Raw genomic sequence first — 12,374 nt, 5'->3', positions numbered from 1 at the left:
TCGTTGAGGATGCGGCATTTTACGCAGAAAGCGTGACGCGCCCTACCCCAATCAAAGTGAAATGCTAGGCTGCGCCGATGAACGACGATTTCGACCTGCCTGAACAACTGCACCAGCTGCTGCGCGCAGCCCCTGACGGCCTTGGCGAATACCAGCTGATCCAGCTGCTGAAAGCCCGCCAATGTGCGCATATCCCCAATCTGCCGTTGACGGACAAGCTGGCGCTGTTTCGCACGCACTTTCTGCTGTTCAACGCCCTCTACCGCCTGCGTGAACAGCTGTGGGCGGCGCAGAGCGGGCATCTGCAGATCAGTGCACTGCATATCCAGTTGCTGCCCTACCAGCCCGGCAGCAGCGAGCTGAGCGAGCACGACCCGCTGCGCGACTATTACCTCGACCTTAGCCAGCTCAACGACACCGACGAGCAGGATGTGGCCAAACTGCTACTGAGTTTCTGGACGCGCATGCACGGCAGCGAAGAAAAACAGGCGGCGCTGGAACTGTTCGAGCTTGAAGGCCGTGAGCAGACGCTCAATCTCGCCACTATCAAGCACCGCTACCGCCAACTGGTGAGCCTGCACCACCCTGATCGCGGCGGTAACACGGCGCGCCTGCAGTCGATCAACAAGGCCATGGAAATCCTCGAACGCTATTACGGACGTGCTTGAGAGTCCGATTTGCTCTAAAGCCGCGCCTTTGTCCTCATTAATGGCTGCCTATACTGCGACATACGGTCGCATAGGTTCGGCCTTGTACCTGATGACGCTGCACACGCGAATCAGGCGCTGCGCTGGGGGGCGACCGCTATAACAAGAGGAGGTCTGGCATGATCCATCACGTTTGGGGGCTATTCACCCATCCCGACCAGGAATGGCAGGAAATCCGTGGCGAAGAAGAAACCATCAGCCACATGTATCTCACCCACGTACTGATTCTCGCGGCAATTCCCGCAGTCTCAGCCTATATCGGCACCACCCAGGTCGGCTGGGCAATCGGCGATCGAGCGCCGGTGATGCTGACCGAGGCCAGTGCGTTGCAAATGACCATCATGACCTACCTGGCAATGCTTGCCGGGATCGCAGTGATGGGCGCGTTTATCCACTGGATGGCACGCACCTACGATGCCAGCCCAAACCTCACGCAATGCGTGGTATTTGCGGCCTACACCGCTACACCGCTGTTTATCGGCGGGCTGGCGGCGCTCTATCCACATCTCTGGCTGGCCATGGTGGTGGGCACGGCGGCCATCTGTTACACGGTTTATCTACTCTACGTCGGCATACCGACCTTTATGGGCATCCCCGAAGATGAAGGCTTTATGTTCTCCAGCTCGGTGCTCGCGGTAGGCTTGGTAGTACTGGTGGCGATGATCGCCAGCTCGGTGATTCTCTGGGGCTTTGGCGTCGGCCCGGTGTACACCAGCTAAGGCAACGCCTGATGACACACAACGAAACCACCTGCGGGTGGTTTCGTCGTTTCAGGGCTGCGGGCACTGCCGGCCTTGGGCATAATCGCTGCCCCCATCGTGATCGCCGCACTTATGTCCGAACACCTTCTGAGCCGCGTAGAGCAGTGCTACCAGCAGGCTGAAGCCTTTTTCAAACGCCCTTTTGCCCGCGCCGAGGTGAGTTTCAAGCTGCGCGGACAAAAAGCCGGCGTGGCGCACCTGACGGAAAACAAGCTGCGCTTCAACCCGCAGCTGTACCGGGAAAACCGCGAAGACTTCCTCAAGCAGACCGTACCCCACGAAGTGGCGCACCTAATCGCCCATCAGCTATTCGGCCTGAAGATTCAGCCCCATGGTGAGGAGTGGCAACTGATCATGCGTGGCGTGTATGAGCTGCCGCCCAACCGTTGTCACAGCTATGCGGTACAGCGGCGCACGCTCAGCCGCTATATCTACCGTTGCAGCTGCCCGCAGGGGGAGTTTCCGTTTTCCGCCCAGCGTCATGCACTGGTCAGCAAAGGCCGGCGCTACTACTGCCGACGCTGCAAGGTGACCTTGAGCTATACCGGCGAACAGCGCGTCGAATAGCCGGCAGGGGATTACAGGACGTAACGCAGCACCGCAACAAAGTGCATCAAGCTGCCGCCCATGACGAACAGGTGCCAGATGCCGTGCCAATGGCGGAAGCGGCTGTCATAGGCAAAGAAGATGATGCCCACGGTGTACAACACCCCGCCGCCGGCCAGCCAGATAAACCCGGCCATGCCCAGTGCGGCAATCAGCGGCTTGACCGCGATCAGCACAATCCAGCCCATCACGGCGTAGATCACAATCGACAGCACGCGCGCCTCGGAGCGTGGCTTGATCTCCTGCAGCATGCCGATGATTGCCAGCGTCCAGACGATGCCGAACAGCGTCCAGCCCCAGGTTCCTTCCAGGGTGATCARGCAGAACGGCGTATAACTGCCCGCGATCAGCAGGTAGATCGACAGGTGATCGAGCTTGCGCATCAGCACTTTCGCCCGCCCCTGCACGCTGTGGTAAAGCGTGGAGATGCTGTACAGCAGCACCAGGGTCAGGCCGTAGATTGCCACACTGATAATCTTGCGCAGCTCACCATCCAGGCTCGCCAGCACCAGTAACCATACCGCCCCCGCGCAAGCCAGAAGCGCCCCGACCAGATGGGTCCAGGCGTTGAAGCGTTCCCCGTGATACATATTTTCCGTTCCCAAGCCGCCCACTGGCGCGAATGCATCAGGCTTATGCCGGAAAAAAGCCTATTTGACGAGCACCACGTTGCCGCCCCGCATAAAGTACGGTGCGAATCACACGCTCAGAATCTGCTCAGGCGCGCGGCAGGCTGACGCGAATCACGCAACTCTCGCCGTCATCTTCCTGCCGCACATCGCCGCCCTGGGCGCGGGCCAACGCGCGGGCGGCGGCCAGCGATTTATTGCTGGCTGGGCGCGCAGGCAGTAGCAGTTTCACCTGCGCCGGGCTCTCATCAATCATCACCAGGCTCAGCTGGCTGCCCACCGGGCAAGCGCTATGGGCGTGTTTGAGCACGCGGTAAAGCAAGGCATGGCAAAGCCCAGGATCGGCCATCACCGCAGTACTGCTACCCAGCGCGGTTTCCAGCTGGATATCGACGCCACGGTCGCCATAACGCTGACGCAACTCGCCGATCAACTCACGCAGCAGCGGGTTCAGCCGAATGCTTTCAGGGCGCAATTCACGTTGTCCGGCTTCAAGGGACAGCTGCTCGCCCGCCAGCTCCAGCAGCTCCTTCATCTGCTGGCTACTTTGCGTGGCCAGTTGCACCTGCTGTTTCTGCGCCGGATTGAGCGCGGCATCCTGCGTCAGGTTCTGCAACGCTTCTGCGCACTGGTTAAGCGGTTGCTGCAGCTCATGGCTGATCAGGTGCAGCATGTCGGCACGTAAAGCAGCCAGTTCCAGCAACTGATCCAGGTCAGTCTGCAGCTGCCGGCGATGTTCGACGTAGCGCATCAGGTTGCGCACACGAATGCGCAGCAGGGTTGGGTCAATCGGTTTGAACACATAGTCCACCGCGCCCAGCGACAGCCCTTGCTCACGGGAGCGTTCATCGCTCAGGGCGGTCACGAAAATAATCGGGATATGCTCCGAAGCATGGTGCTGACGCAGCCGGCGCGCCACCTCGAAGCCGTCCATGTCGGGCATCATCACATCCAGCAGGATCAGGTCCGGCGGGTTGTCTGAATGGCAGATGGCGATGGCTTTCTCGCCGTTGTGCGCCAGCTTTACCTTGAACTGATCGCGAAACAGCCCGGCCAGCAACTGCAGGTTCTCCGGCGTGTCATCGACCACCAGAATGCTCGCGCGTTCTTCGCCTTGCGGCAGGCTGGCTTGCACCAGCAGATCGTCGCGCTGCAGGGAGCGCTGCACGCGCTCCAGCAAGCGCTGGGTAGTAAAGGGTTTGACCAGCAGATCGCGGATACCCAGTTGAATGGCGCGCTGCACATCCTGACGCTGCATGGCGCTGGACATCAGCACAAAGGGAATCTCCGCCAGCGCTTCATCGCTGCGCATGCCTTCAAACAGCGCCAGCCCGGTTGAACCGGCCAGGTTCTGTTCACTGAGCACCAGCGACACAGGTGTTTGCCGCAGCTGCTGCAGTGCGCTCGCCACATCGTTGGCCTGCAGCACCTGGGCCACGCCATGGCGCTGCAACTCCTCAACCAGGGCGCGGGTCAGCACCGGATCGCTATCGACAACTAACAGCGTGGTGGCATTGTTCGACATACAGCACGACACCTCTTACTCGTTGGAAGCCGGCTCATCACTGTATTGCCGGGCGATCTGGGCGAAGGCTTCGCTGATCTGTTCAAAGCCATCGACGATATCCGGGTCAAAATGACTGCCGCGCCCCTCGCGGATGATCTCCAGGGCTTTTTCATGGCTAAAGGGCGGCTTGTACACCCGCCGCGAGATCAGCGCGTCATACACATCGGCCAGGGCCATTAAGCGCGCAGAGAGCGGGATCGCCTCCCCCACCAGGCCTTGTGGGTATCCGCTGCCGTCCCATTTTTCCTGATGGCTAAGCGCAATTTCCTTGGCGTGGCGTAAAAAGGCGATGGACTCGCCCAGCTCCTGCTCGGCATGCACGATGGCATCGCGGCCCAGGGTGGTGTGAGTTTTCATGATTTCAAACTCGTCAAAGTCGAGTTTGCCCGGTTTGAGCAGGATGCTATCGGGAATACCAACCTTGCCGATGTCATGCAGCGGCGCCGATTTGAATATCGACTGGATCGTGTCTGCGGTTAGTTCAGCGCTAAACCGTGGGTGCGTCTGCAGATGCTCGGCCAGCGCCTTGACATAGAACTGGGTGCGGCGAATGTGGTTGCCGGTTTCGTTGTCGCGGGTTTCCGCCAGGGAAGTAATCGCCCGGATGGTCACATCCTGAATTGCCATCACTTCACGGGTGCGCTTTTCCACCTCGTGCTCAAGGAAAACATTCTGGTTCTGCAGCAAGTCACGGGCGAATTTCAGTTGCAGTTGGGTGTGCACGCGGGCCAGAACAATCGCTGGATTGATCGGCTTGCTGATGTAATCAACGGCGCCCAGGTCCAGGCCGACTTTCTCATCCTCGGCAGCGGTCATGGCGGTGAGGAAAATCACCGGAATCGTCGCAGTAGCAACATCCTGCTGCAGGCGGCGCAGCACCTCGTAGCCATCCAGCCCCGGCATCATGATGTCGAGCAGAATCAGATCGGGCTTGGCCTCACCGCTGACAATCTGCAGCGCACGTTCGCCGCTGGGTGCCAGCTTGACCTTGTAGTCCTCGCGTAACAAACCGCTCATCAGCGAAAGGTTATCGGGGGTGTCATCCACCACCAGAATCGTCGGTTTTTCTCTGCCGGCCAGTAGCCTGTCCATTACGTCGCGTCCTTACTCAGTGCCGGATTGCTGTGTATCGCCGCCCGTAAAACCGCCAGGGCGTCGTCCAGAATATAACTGTTGATGGCCCGTTCCAGCGCCGCAAACCCCGAGCCCAGCACCGCCTTGAACAAGGCCGCCTCCTGCTGGAACAACTCGATGGCATCGGCATCGTCATCACCGAGCAAGTACTCCAGGCGAGCCACCAGTTGGCGCACACGCGGCCAGTCGATAGCACCGGCGGCGGCCTCCGTCACGGCTTGCGCGGGCAGCACCGCCTGCAGACGCGCGATCAACTCGGCGCAGCTTTCGCCCAGTGCGCTGAGCTGCGCATCGAACTGGCTATCCGGCGGCCCTAGCCTGAGGCTGTCTTCCAGCACGCCGGCCTGTTCGGCCAGGCCATTGGCGCCGATGGTCGCGGCCGTGCCCTTGAGCGTATGCAGGGCACGCAGGGCATCCTCGTGCAGGCCTTCGGCAAGCAGGCGCCGCGTCTGCTCGGCGGCATCCGCCTGCCCCTGAACAAATTTGCGCAGCATCGATTCATAGGCCGTGCGCTTGTTGAGTACCCGGCGCAAGCCGCCCTGCACATCCACGCCGGCAATTTCGGGAAAGCCCGCTTCAGCCTGGGCTGACGCCCGCGCAACTGGCACCGCGTTGCCCGTGTCAGCCGCCGCTGGCAGCCATTTCAGCAACAGCGCGAACAGCTCGTCCGGGTCGATGGGTTTGGCCAGGTGCGCATTCATACCGGCGGCCAGGCACCGCTCGCGGTCGCTGCTCATGGCGTTGGCAGTCATGGCCAACACCGGCAGCTCAGCCCAGCGCGGGTTGGCGCGGATCTGCTGGGTGGCGGTCAGGCCATCCATCACCGGCATCTGCATATCCATCAGCACCAGTTGGTAATCGTCAGCGGCCAGCATATCCAGGGCGATCTGACCATTTTCGGCCACAGCAACGCAGACCCCGGCAGCCTCCAACAGGTCACGGCCGACCTGCTGGTTCAGCTCGTTATCATCCACCAACAGCACCTGCGCGCCCTGCAGCGCGCTGAGGTCCTGCACGCTGACGTTACTGGCCGGGCGCAGGCTGCTCTCACTGGCGCTGCTGCCGCCAAGAGCGCGAATCGCCGCGTCGAACAGCAACGACGGGCTCACCGGTTTGACCAGCAGCAAGGCAATCCCGGCCTGCTCAGCCTCATGGAAGACTTCTTCGCGGCCATAAGCCGTAATGATCACCGGCTGCGGCGCAGGATCGAGCAAGGCCAGCTGGCGGCAGGTTTCCAGGCCATTGATGCCGGGCATTTTCCAATCAACAAAGGCTGCCTCAAAGGGTGTGCCGGCAGCGCAGGCCTTGGCAGCAAGCTCCAGCGCCTGCTCGCCGCAGTCGGCTTCCGCCACCTGAAAACTCATGGAGCGCAGCAGGCTGGCATGGATATGCAGGGCCTGCGGGTTATCGTCCACCACCAGCACCCGGCGGTTGCGCAAATCCGGGGTTGGCAGCAGCGACAGCACAGGTTTTGGCGCAGCAACCACGCCCAGATGAGCGGTAAACCAGAAGGTGCTGCCCTGCCCCAACAGGCTGTCGACGCCGACTTCGCCATGCATCAGCTCGGCCAGCTTGCGCGAAATCGCCAGGCCCAGCCCGGTGCCGCCGTACTTGCGCGTGGTCGAGCTGTCGGCCTGCTGGAATGACTGAAACAGCCGCGCCTGTTGTTCGGGCGAGAGGCCGATACCGGAGTCCTCGACCTCAAAGCGCACCTGAACACCCTTGGCATCCTGCGCCAGCATCCGCGCGCGAATCACCACGCCGCCCTGTTCGGTGAACTTGACTGCATTATTGGCGTAGTTGATCAGCACCTGGCCCAGGCGCAGCGGGTCGCCGATAAAACTCTCGGGCAGTTGCGGGTCAATGTCGAAGATCAGTTCCAGATCCTTAGCAGCGCATTTCTCACCGATCAGGCTGGCCATGTTTTCCAGCACTGTGTGCAACTCGAACGGCACCGACTCGACATCCAGCTTGCCGGCCTCGATCTTGCTCAAATCGAGGATGTCGTTGATCAGCCCCAGCAGATGCTGGCCCGAACGCTGAATCTTCTCCACATAGTCGCGCTGCTTGGCGGTCAAGTCGCTGCTCAGCACCAAGTGGCTCATGCCGATTACCGCATTCATCGGCGTGCGAATCTCGTGGCTCATATTGGCCAGGAAGTCCGACTTCAGCTGCGATGCGCTTTCGGCCTTGGTCCGGGCGATCTGCAGTTCTTTTTCGTGTTCACGCAGCGTCTGGTTGGCCTCGGCCAGCTCCTGAGTGCGTTGCTGCACGCGCCCTTCAAGCACCTCTTCATTTTCCTGCAGGGCTTCCACCAACTTGCCCTGCGCCGCCAGCAGCTCGCGCTGGGCGCGCACGCGCTGGCGGGTCTGGCGCAGCATGGCGAGACCAAACATCAGGGTGAGAAAGCCTTGAAACAGGGTCAGCGCCGTGGTGACCACAACCTGGGAACGCAGCTCGGCGTTGCGCCCATCGACGGTACGCGCCGCCAGTTGCGCCGAGGTGTAGACGAGATCCTGAATATCGAACTGGAGCAGTTGTAGCTGCTCACGCAGCAAGCTGGCATTCAGCGGCGTGCCACGTCGAACAAAGTCTTCAAGTGCCGCATCGGCCGTGCGGATAAAGCTTTCCAAGGCTTGCAGGGTTTGCTGGTAGATCGCCTCATCGCCCATCAGGCGCTGCGCCGACTCGGTCTGGATGGTGCTGACGCGACTGACGAAGATGTCGTAACGCAGCTGCAGCTCATCAATGCCGATACTGCCAAGCTGGTCGGACGCCTGATTGCGGCGCGACCTCACCGGATCAAGGATGTAGGTGTGCAGCGCATGATCAAAGCGCTGGTACTCGGTGCTCAGCTGGGCAAAGGCCCACAGCGCGTTGTCGTCACCACTGCGCATAACCTCACTGAGGCTGCGGTACTGGTGAGCGAGAATCGCCCCGATTGCCACGTATAGCAGCACCAGGCTGATGATCAACAGCCATAACAGGCGGAACTTGCGCATGGCTATTTGATCTGCAGGGCGCGCAGTTGCCAGGCCGAGCGATTATAAAAAGTCGCAGCCTGCAGCTCGGCTTTGCTATCGAACGGGTACACCAGAAACAGCGGGCCCTTTTCGCGCACGGGCATGGGCTGGCCATTCATCAGAATGGCCACAATCAGGTCGTATTTAATCGCGTCGCTGAAGGGAATCTCGGTGCGGTAGTCATTCAGGGCAATCGCGGTAATGCCCTCGCCTTTGGCCCCGGCGGTGTCCAGCACATCACGCAGCAAGGGACCTGTGAACGTCGCCGGTTCGGCATACCAGGGGGTTTGCGTGGTGAAACTGCGCTGCGGCAAGGCTTGCAGCATCGCCATATCGAACACGGCTTGCTGCTGCATATTCGGCTGTGTCACCAACCCGGAAATACTCAGCACAGCAGGGCCGATGGGCTTGTCGAGCGCCAGACTCAGGCCCGAAAACAGTAGCAATGTGCTCAGCGCAAGCGCCTGCAGGTGACAGTGGCGGGTAGACACAGGCATTCCCCTCAACATCCATTATTCGGAGATGACACGGCAGGCAGCAGCACTGTCCATGACAACCATTCGTGCAGAGCAGCGAATGATTCTCGAAGCGTAGAACAGTTGCTCGCCACCAGCCGTGTTTGTGCCGATTAATGCATGAGTTTGAGAGGCAACGCCAGCACTTTGGCGATGCCTGCCGGCCTGAATCAGGCTACCACTTTGGCCGCCTTGAGCTGGGCGATCTGCTCGGCGTTGTAGCCCAGCTCTATCAGCACCTCGCTGGTGTGCGCGCCCAGGGTTGCACCGATATGCCGGGGCGCGGGCAAGCCGCTGGAAAACTTGATCGGGCAGGCGATCTGCGCCTGTGGGCCACTGCCCACACGCGGCACCTCGGTGACCAGGCCGCGAGCCTTGATCTGCGGGTGTTCGACCGCCTCGCTAAGGTTGAGCATGGGCTCCACGCAGGCATCCAGGCCGGCGAACACCTGGCTCCATTCAGCGAAATCGCGTTTCTCGAACTCGATTTCGATCTCACGCTTGAGCGCCTGCTGATCCTCCGGCTTCTGCGACAGGCCGCGCGCGGCCAATTCCGGGCGGCCGATGGCGGCGCAGAACTGCTGCATAAACTGCGGCTCCAGGCTGCCGACCGAGAACCAGCGACCGTCGCGGGTGCGGTAGTAGTCGTAGAAGCTGCCGCCGTTGAGCGCCTGGTTTTCCATCGCCGGCTCCACGCCAGCCGCCAGATAACCCGCACCGGCCATGCCGTGCAGGCTAAAAGCGCAGTCGGTCATGCTGATATCCACCTGCTGGCCAAGCCCCGTGACCTGACGCTGGATCACTGCCGCGAGCAGGCCGATCACCCCATGCAGCGAGCCGCCGGCGATATCCGCCGCCTGGATGCCCAACGGCAGCGGCCCGCTTTCACGGCGCCCCGTGTAACTGGCAATGCCGGCCAGGGCCAGGTAGTTGATGTCATGGCCGGCGCGGTCTTTGTACGGCCCGCTCTGGCCGTAGCCGGTGATAGACACATAGATCAGCCTGGGGTTGATCGCCTTCAGCGCTTCATAACCCACTCCTAGCTTGTCCATCACCCCAGGGCGGAACTGCTCCAGCACAATGTCGTACTCGGCCACCAGCTGTTTGACCATTTCCACCGCCTCGGCCTGTTTTAGGTCCAAGGCGATACAGCGCTTGTTGCGATTGAGATAGGCATGGCTGGCCGATACGCCGCCATCGTGCGGCGGCAGTACGCGCACCAGATCCATGCGCGAAGGCGACTCGACCCGCAGCACCTCGGCGCCCATGTCAGCTAGCAGCAGCGAGGCAAACGGCCCGGGCAACAGGGTGGAGAAATCCAGCACTTTCAGTGACGACAGCGGGCCTTGCATAACAGCTCCTCTGGGAACTCAATCCCGTAGCCCGGACGCAATCCGGGGAATATCAGCAGATTCCCGGATTACATCCGGGCGACACAGCGCTCACTGCCAGTGCAGCGGTTGCTTGGCATCCAGCTCGCTGAGCTGGTCGGCAAAGCGTGCCTCCAGTACGTTGCGGCGGATTTTCATGGTCGGGGTCATGCAGCCGTTGTCCACGGTCCAGGCCTCGCGCACCAGTACAAAGTGGCTAAGCCGCTCGTGGGCCTCAAGCTGGGTATTGAGCTGCTGCAAAGTCTGCGCAAGGTCAGCCGCCACCTGTTCGCGCGCCTGCTCACGAGCCGCTGGCGACAGTTCGATCAGCGCCAATGGCTGATCCATATTGCTGCCCATCAGACACACCTGCTCGACCCAGAGGTTCTTGGCGATCTCGCCTTCAATCGGTGCCGGGGCGATGTACTTGCCCTTGCTGGTCTTGAAGATGTCCTTCACCCGCCCGGTGATTTTCAGGTAACCGGCCGCATCCACCTCGCCCTTGTCGCCGGTGTGCAGCCAGCCATCGGTGATGGTTTCGGCGGTTTTCTCCGGGTCCTGGTAATAGCCCAGCATCAGGCTCGGGCAACGCAGGAGAATTTCGCCATTCTCGGCGATACGCAGTTCATTACCCGGCATCGGTCGGCCCACGGTGCCAAAACGCACCTGCCCCGGCCGATTGAAACAGCCATAGGCCAGGTGCTCGGTCATGCCGTAGCCCTCGCAGATGGTGATGCCGATGCTCTGATACCAATCGAGCAAAGCACGCGGAATCGCCGCCGCACCGCTGACCAGAATGCGCGCGCGGTCCAGCCCCAAGCCCTTGCGAATCTTGCGCGCGACCAGGCCGCCAATCAGTGGAATGCGCAGCAGCCGCGCCAGCTTGGGCTGCGGCAGTTTCTCCAGCACGCCCTGCTGAAAGCGCGTCCACAGGCGCGGCACGGAGAAGAACACGGTGGGCCGTACATGGCGCAGGTCACTGGCAAAGGTTTCCAGCGACTCGACAAAGGCGATTCGCCCACCGCTGTACAGTGCCGTCATCTCCACCAGAAAGCGCTCGGCGGCGTGCGACAGCGGCAGGTAGGAGAAATACTGATCCTGCTCGGTAATCTGCAGTTCTTTAACCGAGCGCCCGCCGGCAATGGCAAAGGCCTTGGCCGAGAGCATCACGCCCTTGGGCTGGCCGGTGGTGCCGGAGGTATAGAGGATGCTCAGCAGCTCATCCGGCGACTGAGTGTGGCCATCGCATAACGGCTGATGCGCTGCCAGCAAGGCATGCCAACCGTGACTGGCTTCGATGGTCGGATATGGCATGGCGATCCGCATAACTTCAGCGGGGATGCCCGGCGCCAGCTTGGCCGGCTCATCCAGCTTGCCGAGGAAGATTGCCTTGCACTGCGAATGGCGCAGCACGTAGTCGATGCTCTCGGCCGACTGCAACGGATACAGGGGCACGCTGATCAGCCCGGCGAGCATAATCGCCATATCAGCGATGATCCACTCGGCGCAGTTCTTCGCCAGCAGCGCGACCCGATCACCCGGTGCGCAGCCCAGCGCATGTAAGGCCGTGGCCATGCGCCGCGCCTGGTCATCGACCTGCGCCCAGGTGAAGTCATGCCACTGGCCGTTAACCGGCTGGCTGAGCCAGACCGCATCGGGGCGCTTCTCAACCCAGAGCGCCAGGCGCTCCAGGGGCAGTTGATCGGTCATCGCAATCCCTCGTTCTTATTGTTCTGCAGACATGAACGTTAGCGCTTGAACAACAATCCGGTACTCGCTCGGATTAACTCCTGGGAAACTAAATATTGTGCGTTGTCCCAATTACATGTCGTACGCAGCTTATGTAGGGTGGGTTAGCGACGCTGAACGCTGTTCGAAAATCCAAATGCGATAGCGGCGCGGCGCGTAACCCACCAGGCGATAGAACGCGTTGCGCCGATGGTGGGTTACGCCGCAGCCCGAGTGGCGTGATGCTTGGCAGTGCTGACATGCGGCTAACCCACCCTACGAATTACTGCGTTCTAGACATCGTGGCAGGCCCGCACGATTCAACACATAACGG

Annotated in this window: 10 protein-coding genes; 3 read left to right on the top strand and 7 right to left on the bottom strand. The window is 61.1% G+C overall.

Translation table 11 applies throughout. The features are described from left to right. Positions 1-77: 77 nt before the first annotated feature. From P3C18_RS14115 to P3C18_RS14105, 3 genes are all read left to right on the top strand, one after another. Entirely contained in the window at positions 78-668 is a 591-nt protein-coding gene (locus P3C18_RS14115; protein ID WP_275962489.1) for a DNA-J related domain-containing protein, read from the top strand. A gap of 158 nt (positions 669-826) precedes the next feature. Then, a complete protein-coding gene (locus P3C18_RS14110; RefSeq protein ID WP_275962488.1) occupies positions 827-1,426 on the top strand; it encodes a Yip1 family protein in 600 nt (199 codons plus the stop codon). A 114-nt stretch (positions 1,427-1,540) separates the two neighbouring features. Further along, positions 1,541-2,035: a SprT family zinc-dependent metalloprotease gene (locus tag P3C18_RS14105; protein WP_275962487.1), complete on the top strand. Its 495-nt coding sequence runs from the start codon at positions 1,541-1,543 to the stop codon at positions 2,033-2,035. A gap of 11 nt (positions 2,036-2,046) precedes the next feature. Here P3C18_RS14105 and P3C18_RS14100 read toward each other — a convergent pair whose 3' ends face one another. The 7 genes from P3C18_RS14100 to P3C18_RS14070 all read right to left on the bottom strand — a co-directional run bounded on the left by P3C18_RS14100 (position 2,047) and on the right by P3C18_RS14070 (position 12,022). Further along, the gene (locus P3C18_RS14100; RefSeq protein WP_275962486.1) at positions 2,047-2,664 is read right to left on the bottom strand and encodes a hemolysin III family protein; all 618 of its coding nucleotides are present in this window, start codon (positions 2,662-2,664) and stop codon (positions 2,047-2,049) included. A gap of 127 nt (positions 2,665-2,791) precedes the next feature. Further along, positions 2,792-4,228, bottom strand: a complete 1,437-nt coding sequence (locus P3C18_RS14095; RefSeq protein WP_275962485.1) for a response regulator — start codon at positions 4,226-4,228, stop codon at positions 2,792-2,794. A 15-nt stretch (positions 4,229-4,243) separates the two neighbouring features. Further along, on the bottom strand, positions 4,244-5,362 hold the full coding sequence (locus tag P3C18_RS14090) for a two-component system response regulator (RefSeq protein WP_275962484.1): 1,119 nt from the start codon (positions 5,360-5,362) through the stop codon (positions 4,244-4,246). Then, positions 5,362-8,406: a response regulator gene (locus P3C18_RS14085; RefSeq protein WP_275962483.1), complete on the bottom strand. Its 3,045-nt coding sequence runs from the start codon at positions 8,404-8,406 to the stop codon at positions 5,362-5,364. Before P3C18_RS14085 ends, P3C18_RS14090 begins: the two co-directional genes overlap by 1 nt. 2 nt (positions 8,407-8,408) lie before the next feature. Continuing rightward, entirely contained in the window at positions 8,409-8,924 is a 516-nt protein-coding gene (locus P3C18_RS14080; protein ID WP_275962482.1) for a molybdopterin-dependent oxidoreductase, read from the bottom strand. Positions 8,925-9,112: 188 nt separating this feature from the next. Continuing rightward, positions 9,113-10,294: a CaiB/BaiF CoA-transferase family protein gene (locus tag P3C18_RS14075; RefSeq protein ID WP_275962481.1), complete on the bottom strand. Its 1,182-nt coding sequence runs from the start codon at positions 10,292-10,294 to the stop codon at positions 9,113-9,115. A 90-nt stretch (positions 10,295-10,384) separates the two neighbouring features. Next, positions 10,385-12,022 (bottom strand): AMP-binding protein, encoded by a 1,638-nt coding sequence (locus P3C18_RS14070; protein WP_275962480.1) that lies wholly within the window; start codon positions 12,020-12,022, stop codon positions 10,385-10,387. Positions 12,023-12,374: the final 352 nt, after the last annotated feature.

It is taken from the genome of Pseudomonas sp. 1928-m, from assembly GCF_029269135.1.
In the GTDB taxonomy this organism is placed as follows: Bacteria; Pseudomonadota; Gammaproteobacteria; order Pseudomonadales; family Pseudomonadaceae; genus Aquipseudomonas.
The sequence above is the reverse complement of the archived record's forward strand: the minus strand, read 5'-3'. Positions and strand labels throughout refer to the sequence as shown.

Bases quoted from the DNA above. Each gene is read 5' to 3' on its own strand.
- P3C18_RS14110 (WP_275962488.1), top strand. From the start codon at position 827: ATGATCCATCACGTTTGGGGGCTATTCACCCATCCCGACCAGGAATGG.
- P3C18_RS14105 (WP_275962487.1), top strand. From the start codon at position 1,541: ATGTCCGAACACCTTCTGAGCCGCGTAGAGCAGTGCTACCAGCAGGCT.
- P3C18_RS14115 (WP_275962489.1), top strand. From the start codon at position 78: ATGAACGACGATTTCGACCTGCCTGAACAACTGCACCAGCTGCTGCGC.
- P3C18_RS14085 (WP_275962483.1), bottom strand. From the start codon at position 8,406: ATGCGCAAGTTCCGCCTGTTATGGCTGTTGATCATCAGCCTGGTGCTG.
- P3C18_RS14080 (WP_275962482.1), bottom strand. From the start codon at position 8,924: ATGCCTGTGTCTACCCGCCACTGTCACCTGCAGGCGCTTGCGCTGAGC.
- P3C18_RS14095 (WP_275962485.1), bottom strand. From the start codon at position 4,228: ATGTCGAACAATGCCACCACGCTGTTAGTTGTCGATAGCGATCCGGTG.
- P3C18_RS14075 (WP_275962481.1), bottom strand. From the start codon at position 10,294: ATGCAAGGCCCGCTGTCGTCACTGAAAGTGCTGGATTTCTCCACCCTG.
- P3C18_RS14090 (WP_275962484.1), bottom strand. From the start codon at position 5,362: ATGGACAGGCTACTGGCCGGCAGAGAAAAACCGACGATTCTGGTGGTG.
- P3C18_RS14070 (WP_275962480.1), bottom strand. From the start codon at position 12,022: ATGACCGATCAACTGCCCCTGGAGCGCCTGGCGCTCTGGGTTGAGAAG.